Origin of the sequence: Bacillus sp. AP8, assembly GCF_000321185.1 — a bacterium.
GTDB classification, from domain to species: Bacteria; Bacillota; Bacilli; order Bacillales; family DSM-1321; genus Bacillus_AD; species Bacillus_AD massilioanorexius.
On sequence record NZ_CAPG01000077.1, the window covers coordinates 13,850 to 36,685 of the forward strand.

Here is a 22,836-nt window from a genome sequence, read left to right on the forward strand (position 1 = left end):
TTAAAACGTTAATGTTACATCAGCATCTTTTGCAAAATCTAAAAACGTTACTGCTCCACCAACTTCAATACCGTCTACAAAATCTTCTTCAGTAAGTCCCATTACATCCATCGTCATTTGGCAACCAATAAATTTCACACCCATTTCTTGTGCCATAGATACTAGTTCTGGAATAGAAGGAACATTTGCCTTCTTAAAGCCTTCCGCAAAATGTTCTTTGCCTTCTGGCATAGCAAGCTGTTGGTTGGCTGCCTTATGAATTAAATTTAAACCTTCGAATGTAAAGAAAACTGTTACTTCTTGGTCCGTTGCCGCTGCCGCATTAGCTATATTAAATACTTTGTAAGCATCGAATAATCCACCATTACTTGCAATAATTGCTACTCTTTTACTCATGTTGAACTCTCCTTAAATATTCGGTTATACATTACCTAATGCTTTATCACACTAGGTAATGTCATTTATTTTCCTCTTACATTATGACCATTCACTCATACCTGGTACGACATTAGTTACATGTTTGAAACCATTTGCTGATAATTTTTGTGCTGCCATATCACTTCTATTGCCAGATCTGCATACCACAAAAATTGCATCATCTTGGTTTAATTCTGAAAGTCGTTGGTCGAGCTCACCTAAAGGAATAGATACTGCCCCAGGTATATGATTAAATGCAAATTCAGCAGATTCACGCACATCGACTACAACGATAGACTTATCAGCTTGTAGCTTTTCCTGCAGTTGCTTATTGCTGACTACATTTGGATGCTTACGCTCACTTTTTTCTTCTCCTGAAGCTTTTCTTAAATAGTGCTTTAAAACATCGCCTTCTTCAACCGTACCAATATACTGATGTCCTGTACTTTCTGCCCATGCTTTGATATCAGTCTTAGATCCTTTATCTGTTGCTTCTACCTCTAACACTTGACCAGATTCTAATGTATTCATTGCTTTTTTTGTTCTTACTATTGGCATTGGGCATGCTAGCCCTTTTGCATCTAAAGTTACATCAACTTTAATTCCCATCCATATTCCTCCTACATCCTTTTCCCAAACGAGTATGTTACTTTACTCAGTTTCACCTTCCCAAGCTAGCATTCCACCATTCATATTAATAACATTGTAGCCTTGGCTTTCTAAAAATTGTGTTGCTCTACCACTTCTACCACCTGAACGACAAACCATTATATACTCTTTAGACTTATCCAATTCATTCATACGAAATTCAATTAATCCTAAAGGAATATTGATAGCAGTAGGAATTTTCCCTTGAGCTACTTCATCTGTTTCACGAACATCAATAAGGTTTAATTTTTTTCCCTCTTTCAAAAATGCTTCTACTTCTTGTGGTGTAATCTCTTTCATCATATATTCCTTCTTTCATTCATATTATGACCAGGCACTCATGCCACCCTTAACATTGGTAACACTTTGAAAGCCTAGTTTTTTTAATAGCTTACTAGCTTTATTACTTCTCATTCCACTTTGACAAATAACAACGACTTCTTTTTCCTTAGATAATTGTGATGCTTTAGAATTTAATTCATGCAAGGGTATATTTTTAAATCCCCTAATATGATTGCCCCTAAACTCACCTTGAGTTCTCACATCAATGAATTGCATATTTTTATCATTTAATAATTTTTTTAATTCAGTTGTGTTTATGTTTCGAACTCCTTTGGTTGGCATCATCCGCCATACCACAAAAGCTACTAAAAGTATAATTAGTAGAACATTCATCCAATCCATAATAGATCCCTCTTTTTAAATAAATAGATTCACATTACCATCTTCTGCATCAGCTAAATAAGCTGCTACACCTGCATATTCAATACCGTCTAATAATTCAGATTGACCTAATCCCAATAAATCCATCGTCATCGTACAAGCTACTAGTTTAACGTCTTGCTCCTGAGCCATTTCAATCAATTGTGAAACTGTTAACGCATTATGCTTTTTCATAATACCCTTAATCATTTTAGGTCCCATTCCTGCAAAGTTCATTTTTGAAAGGCCCATTTTTTCAGAACCTCTAGGCATCATTTTTCCAAACATTTTTTCCATAAAACTTTTTTTCATTTCAATACTTTCGTCTTTTCTTAAAGCATTTAATCCCCAAAATGTGTGAAAAATGGTCACCTCATGATCGTATGCAGCTGCACCATTAGCAATTATATATGCGGCCATCGCCTTATCATAATCTCCACTAAATAAAACGATTGTAGTTCTTTTTTTCTCCGTCATTGTTTTCCTCCCAAATCGTCCAATTATACCACTATGGGTATATTAATGTTCAAAAAATATAAATTACCCCTATGGGTATAAATGATAATAAAAATAAAAGAGACTGTCAACTCTTTTATCTTATCTACTTTTTACAAGTAAGTTTACTGCTTCTTTCACTAAGGCTTCTGTATCCTTACCTTGTGATTCTGCATTCTGAACACATTCCACTAAATTCGAACTAACAACGACGCCAATAGTACGATCAATAGCTGATCTAGTCGCAGATAATTGCGTAATGACTTCTTTACAATCTTTATTTTCTTCCATCATGCGTAAAATCCCTCTTAATTGTCCTTCTATACGCTTTACTCGATTTTTAATTTGTTTATCGTACTCCATAAATCCCATCCTCCTTTTATCCATTTAAAAAGGACAAAAGCCTTTCTAAATACTTCCTTTCACTAACTACAAGAGCAATTACTCATCGTATATGAATCCACTGAAATCCCTTTTTTACGTAACAAGCGAATGCCCATGTTTTTTTCAATTCGATCGTTAACAATAATATGCACATTTTTACTTGGAATTTCATGATGATATCTTTGTAAATATGCAACAGGTATACGAATTGCTTCCTCTAGGTGAGTCTTATCTGAATCATTGTAATCTCTTAAATCAACAATAACCTTAGATTGCTCAATTTGATCATTATTTATATGTTTACACGGAACTCCAATAACTGGAACGTATCGTTTATATAACGAGACAAAGAAAACTAATAAGAAAAATACAATAATATATGTCATTATATCAGCCTCTATTCTATTTAGGAATATAATAATGAGTTTATATTATACCCTTAAGGGTATGATGTCAAATAATTATTCTTCAATTTTACACTGCTTTATATTCTATAATTTTTCATAGAAAAAGGTGTCCGTCAAAAGCTTAACTTTTGAGACACCTTTTATACATTCTTTATCAATTTCTAACTCATTTGCTAAATCAAGCTTCCATTTAAATTGTAAACCATTATGCTTTCTTTAATTCTAATCGGCGAGCAACTACTGATAATGCATAATTCACAACAAAATACATGGCAGCAATTAATAGGAAAATAGGAATCGTATATTTTATAGATTGCGCATTAATAATTTGGGCATTATGGGTTAGCTCAGGAAGCGCAATAACAACTGCTAATGATGTATCTTTTAATAATGAAATAAACTGGCTTACAATTGGCGGAACCATCCGACGTAAAGCTTGAGGTAACACAATTAATCGAAGAGTTTGTATATATGTTAATCCAGAAGAACGTCCTGCCTCAATTTGACCTTTTTCAATGGAATTTAATCCACTTCGAATGACTTCTGAAAGCATAGCTGATTCAAATACTGTTAAAGCTGCAATCGCAGAAAGTGTAATGCCTAAATTGATTCCTATTTCCGGTAAAGCGAAGTACGTAAAGAAAATGATTAATAATAGAGGTGAATTCCTAATGATCTCTACAATAAACGCAAATACCTGGGAAAGAACAGGAACCTTTGCATATCTTACAATAGCAATGATTCCACCTATTATAAAGCTCAAAACGATCGATATTACAGCAATCTTCAACGTAACGAACAAACCTTCAAGTAAAAACATAATATGATCAGGAGTATATGCACCGACAAAATCCATTTACGTTCACTCCTTTCAATTACTTTGCGCTAAGCGTTTCTCAAGGTATCGAACGCCAATGCTTAAAGGAATTGTAATAATTAAATAAAATATCGCTACAAAAATATATACATCGAATACAACAAAACTTCTTGCTGAAATTAAATCTCCATAATACATAAGATCTAAGCCGGCAATTACTCCTAAAATTGAGGAATTTTTTACGAGATTAATAAACTGATTTCCAAGCGGAGGAATAACAATTTTGATAGCTTGTGGTAAAATAATCAATCTCATAGCTTGATAATAGGTCAATCCTGAAGAACGTGCAGCCTCCATTTGCCCTTTCGGAACTGAAAGAATACCAGCTCGAATCGCTTCTGCTATGAAAGCAGACGTATAAATCGATAGAGCAATTGTTCCTGCAATAAAACCATCAAATCGAATTCCTATAGTAGGTAAACCAACAAATATAAAAAGAGCAACTATTAGTAATGGGATATTACGAAAAACTTCCACATATACAGTTCCTATGCCATTCAATATTTTAAGTGGAGATATTCTAAAAACAGCTACAATAGTTCCAATAATAAAGCTGCTAACTAAGCCTAGAAAGCTAGCAAAAAGTGTATACTTAAATCCTTCTAAATACATGTCTAGATTGTCAATAAGTATGGAAAAATCTAACATTTTCACCACTCCTTAAAACAATCAAGATGAGTAAAAGTATACTCATCTTGATTTGAGGATTATGCACAAATTTAACCTTTATTTCATTTGAATCCATTTATTATAAATCTCATCATACTTACCACTGTCTTTTAAATCTTTAATAGTTTTATTAATAGCTTCTTGTAATTCTTTATTTCCTTTTTTAACCGCGATACCATAAGGCTCATCAGTAAATGGCTCACCTACAACTTCATAATTTGAATCTTCACTTGCCATTCCATAAAGAATTGAGTTATCGGTAGTTAAAGCATCTCCTTGACCTGCTTTTAATCCTGTAAATGCTTCTGCATAGTTTTCAAATTCTAAAACCTGAGCCTTAGGAGCATGCTCACGAATATTAATTGCAGAAGTTGATCCTTTAACAGCAATTACTTTTGTACTGTCTTTGATATCTTCAATTCCTTTAATTTTGCTACCTTTTTTCACTAGTAAAGCTTGACCTGCTTCGAAATATACATCTGAGAAATCAACTTCTTTTTTACGTTCCTCAGTAATAGTCATTGTCGCAACGATAGCATCAATTTGACCGTTTTGTAGCATCGGAATACGAGTTTTTGATGTTACTTCTTTAAATTCAACTTTTGTTTCATCACCTAAAATACTTTTGGCAATTTCTTTTGCAATATCAATATCAAAACCTTCAATTTCACCCGTACTTGGATTTTTTAAACCAAATAGTTTTGTGTCATTTTTAACCCCAAAAACAATTTTATCTGCTTTTTTAATTGCATCTATACCTGTTGCGGCATTTTTGCCATCCTTCTCTTCCTTCGATCCACAGGCAGCCAATAGTACGAAAGCTAAAAGTGAAATAACTAATAATTTTAATAAATGTTTAGTTTTCTTCATGTAAATCCCCCTCTAAAAATTAATGATTTAAAATACGGCTAAGGAATAATTTTGCCCTTTCCTCTTTAGGGTTTTCATAAAACTCAGCCTGTGTTGATTCTTCCAAAATACGTCCCTGATCGATAAACACGATTCTATCGGCCACTTCTTTTGCAAAGCCCATTTCATGCGTTACGACTACCATCGTCATCCCTTCATTGGCAAGGTTTTTCATTACATCTAAAACTTCTCCAATCATTTCTGGGTCTAATGCTGATGTTGGTTCATCGAACAGCATGATTTCTGGATGCATTGCTAATCCTCTTGCAATCGCTACACGTTGCTGTTGACCTCCAGATAATTGGGATGGATAGGAATTGGCTTTGTTTTGAATCCCTACTTTATCTAAATAATAAAGTGCTGTTTTTTTCGCTTCTTCTTTCGATTGGCCTAGCACATTTATAGGAGCTAACATAATGTTTTCTAATACGGTTTTATGAGGATATAGATGAAAATGTTGAAATACCATCCCTATATTTTTTCTAAGATGATTGATGTTTGTCTTTTTATCATTTACGACGGTACCATTAACCGTTAATAATCCATCTGATATGGTTTCAAGTTGATTAATACATCTTAGCATCGTACTTTTCCCCGACCCAGACGGGCCAATTATAACAACTACCTCACCCTTATTAATTGTGAGATTAATATCATTTAGCACTTGAAAGTCGCCATAAAATTTATTCACTTTTTCGAAAGTTATCATTGAAATCCTCCTAACATTTTAGTCGTATATTAAACAAGAAAAATAGAATCATTTACTTGATTAACGCATTGAAGTTAAGTCATTTGCGGTGAATGTTGGTTTGTTTATATGTTTGCACAATAATGAAGTAGGCTTCTTTCTTTTTTAAGACCAAGAAAGAGGAAGTATAATAATATCACTTTATAAAATTATTACAAAAAATACACATTATTACATTTTAGATAAATAAAAAAACTATCTAGTAAATGTTTTATAAATATAAAACGCTTACAATGACTTTTTTGAATAGTTTGATAGTTATTTAACTATAACCATTTTTATTGAATAATGCAACAATTTTACAGAATTATTTTTCTAAATTATCAAAAAACTTTATACAATTATAATATTTTATACAAATTTATACTTTATAATCTATTTTCTCCAGCAATTTGTTAGTTTTATTTAACTATTATAGAGTTGGCATTTTTTATTCAAGAGGCTGTTTTCTAGAAGATTGTTGTTTTTAAATACGTTCAAGTGAATAAAATGAGCATAAAAAGGTCAAGTGAACAGATGCAAGACTCCTACTACAACTAAGTGAACAACCTTAACGGAACACGAATGTTTGATAATTTAATTATTTCTTTAACTGTAGCAGCTTTTAGATTATGCTTCTTTCTCTTGTCCTCTTTATAAACAAGTTGAATTTCTTAGCTGATGACCAGACGTTCGTATCGATGACACCATCTAACCCTTCCATGGCATGAACTACTTCATCTTCTAGAAGTAGAAGTTTTATTAATTCAAGAAGTTAAATTTGAACATTTGCTATAATTAATGACATAATAGGAAATGCATTAAAGTTTACCTTATCAATTTTAGGCTCTTCAACAACTTCACTATCATAATTACTTCTTAACACATCTCTTAGCATCATTCATATTTTTTCTTTTCCATTTCATTTGGACAGATGAGGGAATTTTGATAAGAAGTAGATCATACATTCTTTACAATATTTAAAGTTCCACCACTTGCTGTAGAGAATTAGTTACTTTTTCGTCCACTTGTTCTGAAACTCCACCAGGATAAACAGTCTTAGCACCGGAATACGGATGTCCGAGATACTTTCTAATTTCATTTTCAATCCGAAAAATAATCCTGCCATATCAGTCATTCAAATCCATAAAAAGAGTTCACATTCATTAAAAATTTCCATTTCTAAAAATCGTTAATAAAATAGCATTTTTTTAATACAATTTTAAATAACGACAATAAAATATCTCTTCCTCTTTTTTCACAAATAAACAAATCACTGACTGGTCATAACATCATAGGATATATATCATAGAAGGTATAATTTCAAAAATACTCAATACAAATATAATAGTTCTATGTACTTACAGAAATTCAATTTCTAAAAATGGTTATATTTTATTTTAAAATGTAACAGTTTATTGGTTCCTATTAGTGGTTATAAGGAGTATAATTTTTGATGTTAGTTTTTAAAAGAGCATTCCATTCTTTAAACATAATTGACATTTTTGTTTTATCAATATAATAAAATGACTTGGTTTATTCTATATTAGTAATACTAACAGAATTTTGATATTAAACATAAGGTTGGTGTCTTCACATGTGCGGATTTGTAGGATGTATTCACGATAAAAAAAATCTTGATATAGAAAATAAATTAAAAGAAATGAACGAAATCATTACCCATAGAGGACCAGATGACGATGGTTTTTATTTTGATGAACATGTTAGCTTTGGATTTCGAAGACTTAGTATCATAGGACTTGAAACTGGTCATCAACCACTTTCATATGAAAATGAGCGCTATTGGATTATTTTTAACGGAGAAATTTACAATTATATTGAATTAAAAAAAGAGCTTATTGAGCAAGGTTACACATTTGCTACTGAATCTGATACAGAGGTAATTATTGCCTTATATAGCTCAATTAAAGAAGAAGCTGTCAAAAAACTACGTGGTATGTTTGGCTTTTTAATTTGGGACAAGCAAGAAAAAATCTTGTTTGGTGCTAGAGATCCATTTGGAATAAAGCCATTTTTCTATTATGAACAAGGTAATGCTACCTACTTTGCTTCTGAGAAGAAAAGTATTCTCTTAGCGATGGATGGCGACCTAGATCATGATTCTTTACAGCACTACCTAAGTTTCCAATACGTTCCTGAACCAAATACAATGACAACACAAATTAAAAAACTAGCACCAGGACATTGTTTTACGCAAAAACCTGGACAAGCAATGGATATTCAATGCTATTGGAAACCAAATTTCAACATAAAAAACACTTCTGAAGATCAATTAACAAAAGAAATTCGCGATGTTTTACTGGATTCAGTTAATGTTCATATGCGTAGTGATGTTCCTGTCGGCTCATTCTTATCAGGCGGAATCGATTCTTCCATTATCGTTTCAATCGCCAAACAATTTAATCCAAATATCAAAACTTTCTCTGTAGGATTTGAACGCGATGGTTTTAGTGAAATTAATGTTGCCGAAGAAACCGCCGCTGCACTTGGATTAGAAAATATAAGCTATGTAATTCCTCCTGAAGAGTTCATGAAGGAATTACCAAAAATTATTTGGCATATGGATGATCCTCTTGCTGATCCAGCTGCTGTTCCATTATATTTTGTAGCCCGCGAAGCTAGAAAACATGTAACAGTTGTATTATCAGGAGAAGGGGCAGATGAATTATTTGGAGGATACAATATTTATCGAGAGCCTGAATCATTAAGCATGTTTAATAAAATTCCTGGACCTGTCAAAAATACGTTAAAGCTATTTAGTAGCATTCTACCTGACGGTGTAAAAGGAAAAAGCTTTATTGAACGTGGTGTAACACCAATGGAAGAGAGATACATTGGTAATGCTAAAATATTTGAAGAAAAAGATAAAAAACTTCTCCTAAAAGAATATACGCCAAACTTAGGCTACCAAACTGTAACAGCACCAATTTATCATGAATCAAAAGGCTATGACGCTGTTACAAAAATGCAACATTTAGATATCCACACTTGGTTGCGTGGTGACATTTTATTAAAAGCCGACAAAATGACGATGGCTAATTCGCTTGAGTTACGTGTACCATTCTTGGATAAAGAAGTATTTAATGTTGCAGCAAAAATCCATTCTAAGGATAAAATTGCTCATAATACAACGAAATACATCTTACGTAAAGCAGCAGAAGGTATTGTCCCAGATCATGTATTAAATCGAAAAAAATTAGGATTCCCTGTACCTATTCGTCATTGGCTTAAAAACGAAATGCATGATTGGGCTGTAAATATTATTCAAACAAGCCAAACAGATGGCATTTTCAATAAACAAGAGGTATTGAAATTACTTGAAGAGCATTGTGCAAATAAAAAAGATAACAGTCGAAAAATCTGGACTATACTTGTATTCATGATATGGCATCAAATATATGTAGAACGTGTATATGATTTTGAAGAATTACAAGGTAAAGTACAAGCAGTAAGTAGATAAATGGTTACAATCAACTATCTCTTATTAGAAAACCGCTAGATGCAAATAACAAATATTTTCTTTAACCAAAGAGTCCTCAAGCCAAATGCTTGAGGACTTTTATTTTTGACTTCGACTGAATAATCTCACTTACTATATAGCTCCCTTGTATTACTCTATCTACAAGGGTCTTGCTTTGCCACTCATTTTTACTTTTAAATTAATAATTGTTCTATTTCACACAACATACCAAATGCATCTACCGACATAACCTTAAGAAATAATTAAGAATTGTATTCAGTCTTTCTTCATATCTGCTTGATAAAGTCATAGTAGGATAAAAAATTACCAAAATAGAAAAAGTGTAGATATCGAATACTAGAAGAAGGAGTACAAAAATGTTACATGAACTTCAGCAATTCATTCATTTAGATATGTTCCAAACAATGATTCATAGCTATGAGAAGATTGGTCCTCTTTTTGCTGTATTCTTAACCTTTATAGAAGCATTTCTACCATTCCTACCTTTATCTGCTTTTATTATGGGAAACGCTGCTATTTTTGGGTTGTTTGGAGGCTTCATACTTTCGTATATAGGGTGCGTAGTTGGAGCATGGTCGTTATATGGTTTGTTTAGATTTTTTGGAAACAGAACCTTTATAAAAAAATATACCGAATGTCATAACGTTAAAAAATATACCGTTTGGTTAGAAAATAAAGGCCTATTAATTGTTGCTATATTATGCATGATTCCTGTATTTCCCAACTCAGTCATTACAATTGTTGCTGGCCTAAACAAAATGAACTTTAAACAATTTGCACTAGCATCTGCAATAGGGATATTTGGTTTAACATTTCTTTTTAGTGTAGTAGGTAATGATTTACTTACAATTATTAAAAATCCGATTAAAATCGCTGTTCTAGTCATTCTTTTTTTCTCTGTCAGTTTCGTAAGTAAGCTCTTTGAAAAGAGAACAATTTTAAAGGTTTGATTCCTAAAACAACTATTGCGATTGGTTAACTTTATTAGTAACTATATGAGACGCAACAATAGTCTCAAAATATTGTACGGATTTCATTTCTTGGTTCAACCATTCGTTTTTATTCCATGTTTGCTCATTAAATACTTCAGCAACAGCAATAGCTCGATGACTACCAAATTCGATATTTTTTATTGCAACGACACTCTCGAAGATACGAGTCATTAATTCAGCAATTTTCTTTGAATGAAACGTTTGAACGTCTTCTCTTCCGTAGAAGTTGCTACGTAATCCATTAATTTTTCTAACATTTGCAGTCCTTTCCAAACACTTTTCGTTAAATAAAAAAGATGATTTGGAAACAGATGAAGTTCACTCTTCATTTCATCAAGAAAAATAGTATGTGCCTGATATTCTTTCATAAGGCGTATAACTTCAAGACCTAATATATTGGCTGTTTCTTCCCAAACTGTTAACACTTGAGCATCACGAAGTAGGCGCGGAAGAACAAAATCCTCCATATATCCCCAACCACCATTGATTTTTGTTGTTGCTTATTACCTGTTTGCTCTTAGACCTTCTGGACGGATTAGCTTATGCCCTCAAAGAGCTGGGCACTTACACTAAACTTCAATTTGAAATAATGGATAGTCAACACTAAACTAGACAACTTTTTTAAGGTGTTCAAGTTTGTACTGAACAGGGCTTTTGTAATCCAATGTTCCGTGTATGCGAATATGATTAAACCAGTGTACATAATCGGCTAATTCTCTCTCTAAATCTGCTAAACTCTCAAAGCGTTGACCTCTGATAAACTCTGTTTTAAAGATTTTAAACGTCGCTTCAGCGACGGCATTATCATAGGGACATCCCTTCATACTCAGAGAACGTTTAATTTCAAATGTTTTTAAGGCTTCATCAATCAATTTGTTCTTAAACTCATTTCCTCGATCTGTATGGAAAAGACGAATCCTTCTTAGATCACTTTTAATAGTGGAAAGAGCACGATAAACGAGTTGTGCATCTTTATGTGCACCAGCACTATATCCGATCATTTCTCGATTAAAGAGATCAACAAATAAACATACGTAGTGCCATTTTTGTCCAACTCTCACGTATGTCAAGTCACTTACCACCACAGCTAATGGCTCTTCTTGGTGAAATGTACGATTCAATTCATTTTTGATGGTTGATTCATTACACTGGTCACGATACGGCTTAAACTGAGCTAATGTATAGGTCGAAACTAACCCATTTTCTTTCATCATTCGACCAATCCGTCTTCTAGAAACTATTAACCCTTGTTTTTTTAATTCTACTTTGATTTTTCGGGTACCGTAACTTTGACGGTTAGCTTGAAAAATCTCCACAACTTTAGATGAAAGTTCATCCCCAGATGGTTTTATTTTCGCTTCGTAATAGTACGTACTTCGTGGTAATTGTAGGACATTACACATTGCTGATATCGAGTATTTGTGCTGATTTTGTTTAATCACATTTACTTTCGTCCTAGTATCAGCGCTGCTTGCTTTAAAATATCATTTTCCATCTGTAATTGTTTCAGTTCCTTACGAAGCTTTTCTAATTCAAGCTGTTCAGGTGTTTTATTGTCCTTTTCTTTGAAAGATCCACTTGTTTCACTTTGAGCAATCCATCTGTCAAGCGCAGAAGATGTTAACTCGTACTCACGAATGATTTCTTTTCGTGGTTTACCGTTCAAATATAATTGCACCATTTGGTTCTTGAATTCATCTGTAAATGTTCTTCTTTGTCTTTTAGTCATGTAGATTCTCCTCTTTAACTGTTCATTCTATTCTACTTGACCTTAATTTTTCTGTCTAAACTAGTGTAGCCTATCCATAAGCTATCCATAAGTCAAAAATTGTATAATTTCATAAACGATAAGAAAAGGGTAAGCTCTTTGCTAGTGTCATTCATTGACATAGAGCTCCGCATTTTATAGGGAGACCAAAATGACTTACATTTTCCTCTTCCATAAGACGAGTTGTAGAAGGTCATTACCTGATCATCTATACAACTCGTCTTATGACTTTGAGATATCACTGGTAACGGCTGTAAAAGAAAGAACACATCACCGTCTTATTGTACTTATACTAATCTTTTGTATAGATAAAAATATATAAATTGATTTCTATTATTGGGAATAGACTCATATTCTTTAATATCATATATACATCGCAAAACCAACTATTCAGGTAGGAAAAGATTGACACCTTATATAGAGAGTTGTATATTAAATGTTAAATATTCTAAATTATAGAAAAATAACTACACCTTACAATCATTTTTCTATGAACTATTATACTTTCTAATTTTTTAAAGTAAGGAGAATAAAAGTATGAGTAAGGCATTAATTTTCCAATCAGATTTTGGTACAAAAGATGGCGCTGTCAGCGCAATGTATGGTGTTGCTTATTCAGTCAATCCAAATATTAAAGTATTTAATTTAACACATGAAATTCCTCAATATAATATTTGGGAAGCTTCTTATCGATTAATCCAAACTGTTTCCTACTGGCCCGAGAATTCAGTTTTTGTTTCAGTTGTTGATCCTGGAGTTGGATCGACTAGAAGAAGCATTGTTGTTAAAACGGTACTCGGCCAATACATTATCACTCCAGATAACGGTACATTGACCCATATTAAACGAATGCTTGGAATTGTAGAAGCTCGTGAAATTGACGAATCATTAAACCGATTACCTAATTCTGGTGTATCTTATACCTTTCATGGAAGAGACATTTATGCATATACAGGTGCACGTTTAGCTTCTAGCATTATTCATTTTGAAAACATTGGACCTACAGTTGAAATAAATACCATTATTGAACTTCCTGTTGTAGAGTCCTATAAAAAAAGTGAAAGTGTACATGGAACAATAGATGTGCTTGACGTTCGATTTGGGAGTCTATGGACGAATATAAGCAGAGAATTATTTAATGAATTAGATGTAACATTCGGAGACAAAATCGAAATAATGATTAAAAACGATAGAAGAGAAGTTTATCGAAATAAAATTGTTTATGGAAAATCCTTTGCGGATGTACATGTAGGAGAACCCCTCGTTTATGTAAATTCCTTAGATAATATGGCCGTAGCAATCAATCAAGGATCTTTTTCAAAGGCACATAATATTTTAACGGGTACTAATTGGAGAATTACTATGCGTAAGGCTCCAATCTATCAAAAATAAAAAAGAGGAGGGATTCACAATGGAAAAGAATCGGCTTTTATCCATTAAAACAATTGTAGCAATAGGTATCGGATCGGCAGTCTTTATCATATTAGGACGTTTTGGTTCAATACCCTCAGGTGTTCCCAACACAAACATTGAAACAACATATGCTTTTCTAGCATTAATATCAGTTTTATTTGGACCCGTAGCTGGATTTTTAATTGGTTTAATCGGGCACTCATTAAAAGATTTAATTTTCTATGGGTCACCTTGGTTTAGTTGGGTTATTGCATCAAGCATTGTAGGCTTTATGATTGGTATTGCAGGAAAATGCATCAAATTATCTGAAGGAGTGTTCGGTGCAAAAGAACTTATTCGTTTTAATATCTTCCAAATTATCGCTAATGCAATTGCATGGTTTTTAGTAGCCCCTATCCTTGATATTGCTATATATGCGGAGCCTGCCAATAAAGTATTTACACAAGGGATGGTTGCTGGAACAGCAAATATGATAACTGTAGCTATATTCGGTTCCATCCTTGCACTTGCCTATGCTAAAACAAGACCCAAAAGCAATAGCTTAACAAAAGAACTATAATACTTTAGAAGTTTTCAAAAAGCTATTTATATGTCGTTCTAAAGACAATCGCATTCAATATCAAAAGCATGTCCAAGTAATGAAAGTGATACATGTGCTGTCTCCAAAGCAGCTATGAATCATTTTGGAGACAGACACAATTCTATCCTACCTACTTTAATGAAGAAGGAAGCGTTATTGTGAAAAAACCAATCATCCAATTTAAAGACTTTACATTTCAATATAGAGCACAGGTCGAACCAACATTAAAAAATATTAATTTAACTATATATGCAGGAGAAAAAGTACTGATAGTTGGAGCTTCTGGTTCTGGGAAAAGCACACTTACTTACTGTATCAATGGACTTGCTCCAAATCATTATGAAGGAAATATTACAGGTCATTTGTTCATTAAGGGAAAAGAAATTAAAAATCATTCAATCTATCAGCTCTCTTCTTCAATCGGGACAGTGCTTCAAGATCCAGATAGTCAATTTATCGGATTAACAGTGGCAGAGGATATTGCTTTTTCTCTTGAAAATGATTGCACCTTACAACCAGCGATGAAAGAAAAGGTAAAGAATATAGCTCATGTAGTAGACATTCACAATCACCTATTATCTTCTCCTCATGAACTATCTGGCGGTCAAAAGCAACGAGTGGCTTTAGCGGGTGTGCTTGTGGATAATATAGACATTTTATTATTTGATGAGCCATTAGCCAATATCGACCCTGCTACTGGAAAGACATCCATCGAATTAATTGATGATCTTCATAGAAAAGGAGATAAGACGATAATAATCATCGAGCATCGTTTAGAAGACGTTCTCCATCGAAATGTAGATCGGATTATCGTTATACATGAAGGTCAAATTTATGCAGATGGAACACCATTAGAACTATTAAAGACAAATACTTTAGCTGAATGTGGAATTCGTGAACCTTTGTATTTAACTGCCCTTAAATATGCCAACTGCGATATAAATAAAAGCTTACAGCTTCAACAGGTTGAAGCTCTTCGTTTAGATGCTCATAAAAAGAAGCTTCAAGAATGGCATGAAACAAATAGTGTAGTACAGAGAAATAAACCCCTTGAACCTATTTTAGAGCTACAAGATATTCATTTTAGTTATTCTAAGAATAAAAAGGTTTTTGAGAACCTTTCCTTCACTATTCATAAAGGAGAAATGATTAGTATTGTAGGAAAAAACGGAATAGGAAAATCCACTATTTCTAAACTCATATGTGGAGTTCATCAACCTACCCATGGGAGTATTCTCTTTAGAAATAAAAACATGCAAAATCTCTCTATTAAAGAACGAGCCTCACATGTTGGCATAGTCATGCAAAATCCAAATCAAATGATATCGAAAACGTTTGTTGTTGAGGAAGTAGCACTTGGATTAAAACTAAGAGGAAGAACAGAGGAAGAAATACAAAAAATAGTCTATCAAACTTTAAAATTATGTGGATTATATGAATTTAGGAATTGGCCGATTTCTGCACTTAGTTTCGGTCAAAAAAAGCGAGTGACCATTGCTGCCATATTAGCATTACAGCCTGAAATTTTAATTATGGATGAACCGACTGCAGGACAAGATTTCAAGCACTACACCGAGATTATGGAATTTTTACAACAATTAAACGATCAAGGAATCACCATTATTATGATTACCCATGATATGCATGTAATGCTCGAATACACGAATCGAACCATAGTATTAGCAAAAGGACGTGTATTCGCCGATGATACACCTACGAATATATTGACAAATACAGAGATTGTTGAAACTGCACACCTAAAAGTAACTTCACTGTTCACCCTTGCACAACGCGCCGGGATTAATAATCCGCAAAAATTTGTTGATTTTTTTATTGCCTACGATCGGAGGATAAGAAATGAAAAAAAGCATGTTAACATACATTGACCAACATTCTCCTATTCATGCATTAACAGGTGCAACGAAGTTACTTTGTTTTTTAGGATGGACATTTGCCACTATTATTACATATGATACTCGTCTTTTACTGTTTATGTTTTGCTTCAGTATTATGATGTTCAAGATATCTAAAATAAGCTTTCATGATGTGGCTTTCGTTTTATACTTTATTCTTCTTTTCCTACTGCTAAATAATATAGCCATTTATCTATTCTCTCCCATTGAAGGCGTGAAAATATATGGCACTCGCCATGATGTACTACATTTATGGTGGAGATATGATATAACTTTAGAACAAATTTTTTATCAATCTAACATAACACTTAAATATTTTACTGTGATTCCATTTGCGCTTTTATTCTTATTAACAACTCATCCTAGTGAATTTGCTGCTTCACTAAATCGAATTGGAGTAAACTACAAAATCTCATATGCTATTTCAATTGCTCTGCGCTATATACCTGATATTCAAAGAGATTTTCAAAATATCTCCATTACTCAACAAACAAGAGGCATTGATCTTTCTCAAAAAGAAAAATTAACAAAAAGAATAAAAAACGTATCAGCAATTTTATTCCCATTAATCTTATCTAGCCTTCAAAGAATTGACACTGTAAGTAGTGCAATGGAATTAAGAAGATTTGGTAGCAAAAGAAAACGAACATGGTATTATCAACGTTCTTTTCAAAAAAAGGATACAATGGCTATCATTTTTATAAGCTGTCTTATTTTACTTTCAATATGGACGACCATTATAAATAAAGGGAGATTCTTCAATCCATTTACTTAATTTAAAGGCTGTTTTATAAAAAAGTTTGTTGTTTCAAATAAATGTTGATGAATAAAACCAGTTGATGTAAAGATTGGTTAATAGTAGCGTAAGTTACCGAGACTCCTGCTTAAAGCAGCGGGCAAGTGAGACTCCATATGCAGGAGAAAGCGAGGCATCCCGGAGCATAATTCAACCTATTCAAAAAAAGAGGCGTATATAAAAAGTGATTGATTCATCCTCAACTTTTTAGAACGCCTTTGATTAATCTGAAAACATTTCTTACTATTACATTACAACTTCATTAATTAAATGAGCTGGACGTTTCCCTGTTAAACCTGCTAAAAGATTGTTTGCTGCTAGCAAGCTCATATTTGTACGCGTTTCTAGTGTCGCAGAGCCTATGTGTGGTAAAGTTATTACATTTTTCATAGAAAGAAGTGGGTTGTCTTTATTAACAGGCTCAGTTTCAAACACATCTAATCCAGCTCCAGCAATTTCTTTTTCTTTTAATGCCTGAATCATTGCTGCTTCATCTACTGTTTTTCCTCGTGAGCCATTAATAAAAAATGCCGTTTCTTTCATTAATTTAAACTCTTTTTCACCAATTAATTTCTCTGTTTGAGGAGTAAGCGGCGTCATTAGACAAACAAAATCCGACTGTTCTAATAATTCGTCCAGACTACAATATTTCGCATTATAACGCTTTTCAGCTGTTTCATTGCGTGATCGATTGTGGTAGAGAATATTCATATCAAAACCATAATGTGCTCTTTTGGCAATGGCAGAACCTATTCCTCCCATGCCAATAATCCCTAATGTTTTATGATGTACATCTACTCCAAATTCTTCTACCTCAACACTTTTAATCCATTGACCATTTTTTACAAATTGATCTAACTCTGGAAAACGGCGAGCCGTTGCTAGAATTAAACCGAAAATGGTATCTGCAGTCGTTTCATTAAGAACATCTGGAGTATTTGTAGCCATAATATTTCTTTTTGTGAGTTCATCCATATCAAAATTGTCGTAACCAACTGCAATATTACTAACAATTTTTAAGTGTGGTGCTTGATTTAATAACTCACTATCAATTTTGAGTTCTGAACCTAATAAACCATGTGCATCTTTTAGTTCTTCAAAGAAAGTTTGAAAGTTGTCATTGTTTAATCGTTCGAAATAAACAACTTCACATTCTTGTTGCAGTTTCTCTAATACTATTTCCGGAACTCTTTTATAGACAATAATTTTCGGCTTTGCCATTTATGTATGCCCTCCCTAATTTACAAATTTTGTTTATAGTTCAATTATACAAAATAAAAAGAATCCTACTATTAATAAGATTCTTTTATGCTTTATATTTATTATTTTTTACTGTTATAACCTCGTTCACCAAATGGTTGAAGATCATTTATCCATTTCATTTCTAACTTTTCAAGTTCTCTTTTTTCATCAAAATAGCCTGTTTCTTTCTTTTTCAACACTTCTAATACTTCAAATAGAAAAGCATCTTTTCCAAACGTATTATAATCTGCTTGCAGTTCTCTATTTGTATTCGAACCTGCCGCTAGCTCAAATTGTTTTCCTTTTAGTGTTTTTAAATTCCTCGTACTACCAACAAAAACTTTACCATTTCCAAGATTTTTGATTTGGTAAACACCTGCCTGAACTTTCATTTCTTTAAACTGTTGCTTCAATTCTTTTTTTCGATCCATTTTCCCTTACTCCTTTCAGAAGTATATATATAAACAAACATTCTGTTTTATCGTTTACTATTATATAAACATTTTATTAAATTGTTTGTTGTGTGTCAATAATCTACTCATCACCCACTAAAATTATCCACACTAAAAAGCCATTCCGTTGATTTGAAGTGAATCAACAGAATGACTAATCATTTTCTATTCAGTTAAAATTAGAGACAATGAATGTTGAAGTAATTTGTTTTAACAAGAAGATAAGAAATTTCAAATACTCAAATTATACTCTTCTTCTCCTAAAAAACATTATACATATCGTTACAACTATCAATAAAGAACATAGAGAAATATATAAAACAATTGTTTGCCATGAGTAGCCTACTGAAGAAGAGGGATTGTTCATCTGAACTCCTTCTTTCTCTCCATTCGGAGGCTGCATGTTTCCTAGCTTTTCACCATTCTCTCCGGGTGGTTGCATATTTCCTAGATTCTCTCCATTTCCACCAGGTGGTTGCATAGCTCCTTGGTTTTCATCATTTCCTCCTGGAGGCTGCATATTTCCTTGGTCTTCTCTATTTCCACCAGGTGGTTGCATAGCTCCTTGATTTTCATCATTTCCTCCTGGTGACTGCATATTTCCTTGATTTTCTCCACCAGGTCCCATATTGCTCGTATCAGCTTCGATGACCAATTCACCAGCAAGCTGTTTCAAAATCGAATCTGCACGTTGTACAGAAAACTCTACTAAGCTATTTTCACCAGACATTCCTTCTAGAAATTCTTCTGTTGTAGAAAATTTAGTTGGATCTTGTTCAACATAGGCGATGAGTAAAGCAGAAAGCTGACTTGTCAACTTACTCATATTACTTTCAGTAAAGAATGTCGTTGCGATTTCCTTTAAATACTTATTATATGTTTCACGATATTCATCATTTGATAATAGAGCATTTAAAAGTGGTCGATCTTCCAAGGTAGTACCCGAAACAGGTGTCGTGATACTGAAGTTGATATTGTTTTCATTCATAAGATTACTCTCCATCATCATACCTCTACCTTGCTTACCAGCCATTTCATTAGCCACATCGTTAGTATCTTCATCTTTCTCTTGATTAGATGTATCTTCCTCCTGTCCATTTTGTTTAGTTTTATTATTAGCAGCATTTAGAGCCGGTTTATTTCCCCCTCCACCTCCGCTAAAACCACCAAATGACATATTATAGTCCCAAGGTAAAATTGAAAATATCCCGTTTTCTTCATATAAATAATAATTATGTTTCATACTACCCTGATAATGATCCAAGTTTACAAGTGCTGTATTCACAGCAAAATAGCGGAGCATTTCATCTACATCCATAACTTCCTCTAAGTTTCCACCATTATTGATAACATCTAAAAATTTCAACATAGCGGATTGATTAGAGCTTGTTTTATTCGTTTTTAAATTTAAGCCAGTATAATCTTCAATGTCTTCGCTAATCCATTTTAAATCACTACCTACTCCATCAGGTTTATAAAGGTCACCTGTACCATCTTCAAAGTTTTGTGCTAAAAATGTTTCTTCTATTGCTTCTACTCCTAGATATAGGCCCCATTCTTTTCCATTAATAGTTACATACATATACGCATTACCTGGCGTAGCAATTCCCATCTTCTCCATCAACTGATAAGATAAATATTCACGTGCTTGAGTGGAATCACTATAGTTATTGTTTAAATTTAATTTTTTCAAACCATATAGACTTTTTGAATCATCATATTGATCAAAATCAATCTTAAAACTATAACGATCAGAGTCTTCCATTTGCGCAACACTGCGTAAAGTCATATTACCTTTCGTTCTAATTCCCACATCTTTTACTTCTTTACCATTAAACACAATGGTAGCTTTCATCATTTTTTCCTCTAAAGGATTTTTTAACATTTCTTCTAAATCTGCATCATCTAATGTAATATCTATTTTTGAAACTTTCGTTTGATTAAAAACCTTCTCCGCATAGGTCGCTTTTGTGTTAATAGAGGTTTCTTCAAATTTCGGAAGAAAAATAACAACTAAAGTAAGCAACACTAACATCAGCCCAATTGAAAGTATAATATATTTATTTTTCATAACATCCCACCTCATTTCTCAATCCATAAAAAACATTTATTGATCCTAGAAAAATTAAATCTGAAAGTGATTGTCTCAAAAGTTGATAGCATAAAACACTGGGGCCTCTGCAAATTGATTTTAGTCCCTTTGCAGACAGCCCCACTTCTCTATACATTTATGCAGTAAAGTTACCGTCATAACTCAACATGACCGCTGACTTAACGTCATCCATACCGACAATATCATTAACAAAATTCGTATTTTTATCTTTTACTCTCACTTCAAAAATCATTTCATGTTCATTACCTAACATAACAGATTTAGTTTTCATTGAATATTTTTTTACGTTTTGAGAAATAACGTCTATAAATGCATCCTCAGTATTTGTATCAGTGTATTTAATAATAAGGAGATAAGGATTTTCAATCGTAATTTTATTAACAAATAGTATTAATACTAGCCCAATTAAAATAGAGCCAATTATAACAAGCGGAATGAAACCAGCTCCACATAAAATACCAACTACTATAGACCAAAAAATAAATACGATATCCATTGGATCTTTAATAGGCGTTCTAAATCGAACAATAGACAATGCCCCTACCATACCTAGTGATAATAAAACATTTGACGAAATACCCATGATAATTAGAGCAGTCGCCATTGTCATGATAATTAATGCAATATTGAAGCTATGTGAGTATATAACACCAGAAAAAGTTTTCTTATATACAACGTAAATAAATAAACCAACTGCAAAAGCCACCACTAACGCGATTAGCGAATCGACAATCGAGAAGCTCGTTGTTTTTTCTAAAAAACTCGACTTAAAAATATCTGTAAAATTAACACTATCCATCTTTCTTTACCTCCATTAAAGTGAAACTTCGATTGGTGAATTTTTTGTTCCCTTCACTTCTCGTTCATTCTTTAGCATTGACCATCGAAATGTTTGATCGCTTTCATCTATCGATTCCACGACAGCATTATCCATACATTCTACTTAATTGATATTTTGAGAATGTATCCTTTCTTCGATCACTAACTTGTAAAAGTAGTTTAATAATATCGGGTAAATATTCATCGTATTTCACTTCTAAAACGACAATATTAGGATCTAGAGTTGTTACCATTGGTATATTTGGATTGAGTACATCATTATTTCGCAAACTAGTCTTAATATTGCTATCAAAAGTCACTCGAACATTCCCGTGCTCATAGATAAATACCTCTCGTTCATAATCGATCACCGTTACTGGCTTTAATTGCAATCTATTCATCTGTAAATATAATTCTTGCATTAATTCTCTCGAATCATTTTCCATCCACTTAATATCGCCATAACGAATACGTTCATACTCTTCAGCTGTAATTCGACATTTTTCTTTAAAAGTTAGATTATTACGCTTACTCTTTTTCTCTAAGTTCATATAATGACAATTATAGTTATAGAGTCTTACTCTATATTTATCGCGATTATATCCGCCTTCTTTTTTTTCTGTCATAATCTTGTTATCAAAGTTATCGAAATAAACACTTCTAATTAAGTATTTACCATCTGCATTAGTATGTGGATCTACCGTCATTATGTGCTTTAAGTTATTCCTTAATAGATGACAGTCTATTTTGGTGATTGCATGTTTTAATTCACTTCTCCCTTTTTCTGCATTAATCCCTAAAGATTTCACAAATTCCTCCTCCTTTGCTCCAAAATTCATACATCTGATAATAAGAATGTAAGAGACATCCCTTAAAGAAACCTTAAAGAAATTTACAAATTCTTAATAATATCTTCTATAAAATAAGTCTCAACAGGATGAGCGATTTCGAATTTTACATAAAAACAACCTATAGGAGAGCATGTTAGCTGGGACACTAGCTATAAAAAAA

At 32.9% G+C, this 22,836-nt stretch carries 26 protein-coding genes; 6 read left to right on the forward strand and 20 right to left on the reverse strand.

All coding sequences use genetic code 11. The features are described from left to right. From BN349_RS18575 to BN349_RS26680, 12 genes are all read right to left on the reverse strand, one after another. A complete protein-coding gene (locus tag BN349_RS18575) occupies positions 1 to 396 on the reverse strand; it encodes a DsrE/DsrF/DrsH-like family protein (RefSeq protein ID WP_019243847.1) in 396 nt (131 codons plus the stop codon). A gap of 81 nt (positions 397 to 477) precedes the next feature. Continuing rightward, positions 478 to 1,026, reverse strand: a complete 549-nt coding sequence (locus tag BN349_RS18580; protein WP_019243848.1) for a sulfurtransferase TusA family protein — start codon at positions 1,024 to 1,026, stop codon at positions 478 to 480. 42 nt (positions 1,027 to 1,068) lie between these two features. Beyond that, complete coding sequence (locus BN349_RS18585) at positions 1,069 to 1,365, reverse strand: rhodanese-like domain-containing protein (RefSeq protein ID WP_019243849.1); 297 nt, start codon at positions 1,363 to 1,365, stop codon at positions 1,069 to 1,071. Between the two features lie 24 nt (positions 1,366 to 1,389). Continuing rightward, positions 1,390 to 1,749: a rhodanese-like domain-containing protein gene (locus BN349_RS18590; RefSeq protein WP_019243850.1), complete on the reverse strand. Its 360-nt coding sequence runs from the start codon at positions 1,747 to 1,749 to the stop codon at positions 1,390 to 1,392. 15 nt (positions 1,750 to 1,764) lie between these two features. Beyond that, positions 1,765 to 2,244, reverse strand: coding sequence for a DsrE/DsrF/DrsH-like family protein (locus BN349_RS18595; protein ID WP_019243851.1), 480 nt, complete (start codon positions 2,242 to 2,244; stop codon positions 1,765 to 1,767). A gap of 120 nt (positions 2,245 to 2,364) precedes the next feature. After that, positions 2,365 to 2,625, reverse strand: coding sequence for a metal-sensitive transcriptional regulator (locus tag BN349_RS18600; RefSeq protein ID WP_019243852.1), 261 nt, complete (start codon positions 2,623 to 2,625; stop codon positions 2,365 to 2,367). Between the two features lie 62 nt (positions 2,626 to 2,687). Next, positions 2,688 to 3,032 carry a hypothetical protein gene (locus BN349_RS18605; protein WP_019243853.1) on the reverse strand — a complete coding sequence of 115 codons (345 nt, stop codon included), beginning with the start codon at positions 3,030 to 3,032 and terminating at the stop codon, positions 2,688 to 2,690. 226 nt (positions 3,033 to 3,258) lie between these two features. Beyond that, positions 3,259 to 3,909, reverse strand: coding sequence for an amino acid ABC transporter permease (locus BN349_RS18610; RefSeq protein ID WP_019243854.1), 651 nt, complete (start codon positions 3,907 to 3,909; stop codon positions 3,259 to 3,261). Between the two features lie 15 nt (positions 3,910 to 3,924). Further along, on the reverse strand, positions 3,925 to 4,578 hold the full coding sequence (locus tag BN349_RS18615; protein ID WP_019243855.1) for an amino acid ABC transporter permease: 654 nt from the start codon (positions 4,576 to 4,578) through the stop codon (positions 3,925 to 3,927). 78 nt (positions 4,579 to 4,656) lie between these two features. After that, on the reverse strand, positions 4,657 to 5,469 hold the full coding sequence (locus BN349_RS18620; protein WP_019243856.1) for a transporter substrate-binding domain-containing protein: 813 nt from the start codon (positions 5,467 to 5,469) through the stop codon (positions 4,657 to 4,659). A 19-nt stretch (positions 5,470 to 5,488) separates the two neighbouring features. Beyond that, positions 5,489 to 6,217 (reverse strand): amino acid ABC transporter ATP-binding protein, encoded by a 729-nt coding sequence (locus tag BN349_RS18625; protein WP_019243857.1) that lies wholly within the window; start codon positions 6,215 to 6,217, stop codon positions 5,489 to 5,491. A gap of 793 nt (positions 6,218 to 7,010) precedes the next feature. Beyond that, a complete protein-coding gene (locus BN349_RS26680; RefSeq protein ID WP_019243858.1) occupies positions 7,011 to 7,136 on the reverse strand; it encodes a hypothetical protein in 126 nt (41 codons plus the stop codon). A 696-nt stretch (positions 7,137 to 7,832) separates the two neighbouring features. Here BN349_RS26680 and asnB point away from each other — a divergent pair. Continuing rightward, positions 7,833 to 9,716, forward strand: coding sequence for an asparagine synthase (glutamine-hydrolyzing) (gene asnB, locus BN349_RS18635; protein ID WP_019243859.1), 1,884 nt, complete (start codon positions 7,833 to 7,835; stop codon positions 9,714 to 9,716). A 377-nt stretch (positions 9,717 to 10,093) separates the two neighbouring features. Beyond that, positions 10,094 to 10,687: a TVP38/TMEM64 family protein gene (locus BN349_RS18640; protein ID WP_019243860.1), complete on the forward strand. Its 594-nt coding sequence runs from the start codon at positions 10,094 to 10,096 to the stop codon at positions 10,685 to 10,687. Positions 10,688 to 10,699: 12 nt separating this feature from the next. On the opposite strand, the gene BN349_RS18645 is transcribed toward BN349_RS18640, so the two are convergent. The 3 genes from BN349_RS18645 to BN349_RS18655 form a co-directional block, all read right to left on the reverse strand. Further along, positions 10,700 to 10,900 (reverse strand): hypothetical protein, encoded by a 201-nt coding sequence (locus BN349_RS18645; RefSeq protein ID WP_019243861.1) that lies wholly within the window; start codon positions 10,898 to 10,900, stop codon positions 10,700 to 10,702. Further along, positions 10,900 to 11,196, reverse strand: coding sequence for a hypothetical protein (locus tag BN349_RS18650; RefSeq protein WP_026089385.1), 297 nt, complete (start codon positions 11,194 to 11,196; stop codon positions 10,900 to 10,902). The genes BN349_RS18645 and BN349_RS18650 overlap by 1 nt, the downstream gene beginning before the upstream one ends. 141 nt (positions 11,197 to 11,337) lie before the next feature. Further along, positions 11,338 to 12,458 (reverse strand): IS3 family transposase gene (locus BN349_RS18655; RefSeq protein ID WP_198286499.1). Its coding sequence is split into 2 segments (ribosomal slippage): positions 11,338 to 12,209 and positions 12,209 to 12,458, totalling 1,122 coding nucleotides; the frame shifts between segments, so codons are not numbered across the junction. Between the two features lie 576 nt (positions 12,459 to 13,034). On the opposite strand from BN349_RS18655, the gene BN349_RS18665 reads away from it, so the two are divergent. The 4 genes from BN349_RS18665 to BN349_RS18680 all read left to right on the forward strand — a co-directional run bounded on the left by BN349_RS18665 (position 13,035) and on the right by BN349_RS18680 (position 17,178). After that, positions 13,035 to 13,889: an SAM hydrolase/SAM-dependent halogenase family protein gene (locus BN349_RS18665; RefSeq protein ID WP_019243864.1), complete on the forward strand. Its 855-nt coding sequence runs from the start codon at positions 13,035 to 13,037 to the stop codon at positions 13,887 to 13,889. 19 nt (positions 13,890 to 13,908) lie between these two features. Continuing rightward, the gene (locus BN349_RS18670) at positions 13,909 to 14,469 is read left to right on the forward strand and encodes an ECF-type riboflavin transporter substrate-binding protein (protein WP_019243865.1); all 561 of its coding nucleotides are present in this window, start codon (positions 13,909 to 13,911) and stop codon (positions 14,467 to 14,469) included. A gap of 179 nt (positions 14,470 to 14,648) precedes the next feature. Further along, positions 14,649 to 16,376 carry an ABC transporter ATP-binding protein gene (locus BN349_RS18675; RefSeq protein WP_019243866.1) on the forward strand — a complete coding sequence of 576 codons (1,728 nt, stop codon included), beginning with the start codon at positions 14,649 to 14,651 and terminating at the stop codon, positions 16,374 to 16,376. After that, positions 16,348 to 17,178 (forward strand): energy-coupling factor transporter transmembrane component T family protein, encoded by an 831-nt coding sequence (locus tag BN349_RS18680; RefSeq protein WP_019243867.1) that lies wholly within the window; start codon positions 16,348 to 16,350, stop codon positions 17,176 to 17,178. Before BN349_RS18675 ends, BN349_RS18680 begins: the two co-directional genes overlap by 29 nt. A gap of 267 nt (positions 17,179 to 17,445) precedes the next feature. Here the strand turns inward: BN349_RS18680 and BN349_RS18685 are convergent, their stop codons facing one another. The 5 genes from BN349_RS18685 to BN349_RS18710 form a co-directional block, all read right to left on the reverse strand. Then, positions 17,446 to 18,420: a 2-hydroxyacid dehydrogenase gene (locus BN349_RS18685; protein ID WP_019243868.1), complete on the reverse strand. Its 975-nt coding sequence runs from the start codon at positions 18,418 to 18,420 to the stop codon at positions 17,446 to 17,448. Positions 18,421 to 18,521: 101 nt separating this feature from the next. Beyond that, the gene (locus tag BN349_RS18690; protein ID WP_019243869.1) at positions 18,522 to 18,872 is read right to left on the reverse strand and encodes a GIY-YIG nuclease family protein; all 351 of its coding nucleotides are present in this window, start codon (positions 18,870 to 18,872) and stop codon (positions 18,522 to 18,524) included. A 265-nt stretch (positions 18,873 to 19,137) separates the two neighbouring features. Further along, entirely contained in the window at positions 19,138 to 20,964 is a 1,827-nt protein-coding gene (locus tag BN349_RS18695) for a CotH kinase family protein (protein ID WP_019243870.1), read from the reverse strand. Positions 20,965 to 21,121: 157 nt separating this feature from the next. Beyond that, positions 21,122 to 21,805 (reverse strand): DUF4956 domain-containing protein, encoded by a 684-nt coding sequence (locus tag BN349_RS18700; protein ID WP_019243871.1) that lies wholly within the window; start codon positions 21,803 to 21,805, stop codon positions 21,122 to 21,124. Between the two features lie 127 nt (positions 21,806 to 21,932). Further along, a complete protein-coding gene (locus BN349_RS18710) occupies positions 21,933 to 22,634 on the reverse strand; it encodes a polyphosphate polymerase domain-containing protein (protein WP_019243873.1) in 702 nt (233 codons plus the stop codon). Positions 22,635 to 22,836 lie beyond the last annotated feature (202 nt).

Excerpts from the sequence above, each read along its gene's own strand:
- BN349_RS18575 (WP_019243847.1), bottom strand. The coding sequence starts at position 396 with ATGAGTAAAAGAGTAGCAATTATTGCAAGTAATGGTGGATTATTCGAT.
- BN349_RS18580 (WP_019243848.1), bottom strand. The coding sequence starts at position 1,026 with ATGGGAATTAAAGTTGATGTAACTTTAGATGCAAAAGGGCTAGCATGC.
- BN349_RS18585 (WP_019243849.1), bottom strand. The coding sequence starts at position 1,365 with ATGAAAGAGATTACACCACAAGAAGTAGAAGCATTTTTGAAAGAGGGA.
- BN349_RS18590 (WP_019243850.1), bottom strand. The coding sequence starts at position 1,749 with ATGGATTGGATGAATGTTCTACTAATTATACTTTTAGTAGCTTTTGTG.
- BN349_RS18595 (WP_019243851.1), bottom strand. The coding sequence starts at position 2,244 with ATGACGGAGAAAAAAAGAACTACAATCGTTTTATTTAGTGGAGATTAT.
- BN349_RS18600 (WP_019243852.1), bottom strand. The coding sequence starts at position 2,625 with ATGGAGTACGATAAACAAATTAAAAATCGAGTAAAGCGTATAGAAGGA.
- BN349_RS18605 (WP_019243853.1), bottom strand. The coding sequence starts at position 3,032 with ATGACATATATTATTGTATTTTTCTTATTAGTTTTCTTTGTCTCGTTA.
- BN349_RS18610 (WP_019243854.1), bottom strand. The coding sequence starts at position 3,909 with ATGGATTTTGTCGGTGCATATACTCCTGATCATATTATGTTTTTACTT.
- BN349_RS18615 (WP_019243855.1), bottom strand. The coding sequence starts at position 4,578 with ATGTTAGATTTTTCCATACTTATTGACAATCTAGACATGTATTTAGAA.
- BN349_RS18620 (WP_019243856.1), bottom strand. The coding sequence starts at position 5,469 with ATGAAGAAAACTAAACATTTATTAAAATTATTAGTTATTTCACTTTTA.
- BN349_RS18625 (WP_019243857.1), bottom strand. The coding sequence starts at position 6,217 with ATGATAACTTTCGAAAAAGTGAATAAATTTTATGGCGACTTTCAAGTG.
- BN349_RS26680 (WP_019243858.1), bottom strand. The coding sequence starts at position 7,136 with ATGATGCTAAGAGATGTGTTAAGAAGTAATTATGATAGTGAAGTTGTT.
- asnB (WP_019243859.1), top strand. The coding sequence starts at position 7,833 with ATGTGCGGATTTGTAGGATGTATTCACGATAAAAAAAATCTTGATATA.
- BN349_RS18640 (WP_019243860.1), top strand. The coding sequence starts at position 10,094 with ATGTTACATGAACTTCAGCAATTCATTCATTTAGATATGTTCCAAACA.
- BN349_RS18645 (WP_019243861.1), bottom strand. The coding sequence starts at position 10,900 with ATGACTCGTATCTTCGAGAGTGTCGTTGCAATAAAAAATATCGAATTT.
- BN349_RS18650 (WP_026089385.1), bottom strand. The coding sequence starts at position 11,196 with ATGGAGGATTTTGTTCTTCCGCGCCTACTTCGTGATGCTCAAGTGTTA.
- BN349_RS18665 (WP_019243864.1), top strand. The coding sequence starts at position 13,035 with ATGAGTAAGGCATTAATTTTCCAATCAGATTTTGGTACAAAAGATGGC.
- BN349_RS18670 (WP_019243865.1), top strand. The coding sequence starts at position 13,909 with ATGGAAAAGAATCGGCTTTTATCCATTAAAACAATTGTAGCAATAGGT.
- BN349_RS18680 (WP_019243867.1), top strand. The coding sequence starts at position 16,348 with ATGAAAAAAAGCATGTTAACATACATTGACCAACATTCTCCTATTCAT.
- BN349_RS18685 (WP_019243868.1), bottom strand. The coding sequence starts at position 18,420 with ATGGCAAAGCCGAAAATTATTGTCTATAAAAGAGTTCCGGAAATAGTA.
- BN349_RS18690 (WP_019243869.1), bottom strand. The coding sequence starts at position 18,872 with ATGGATCGAAAAAAAGAATTGAAGCAACAGTTTAAAGAAATGAAAGTT.
- BN349_RS18695 (WP_019243870.1), bottom strand. The coding sequence starts at position 20,964 with ATGAAAAATAAATATATTATACTTTCAATTGGGCTGATGTTAGTGTTG.
- BN349_RS18700 (WP_019243871.1), bottom strand. The coding sequence starts at position 21,805 with ATGGATAGTGTTAATTTTACAGATATTTTTAAGTCGAGTTTTTTAGAA.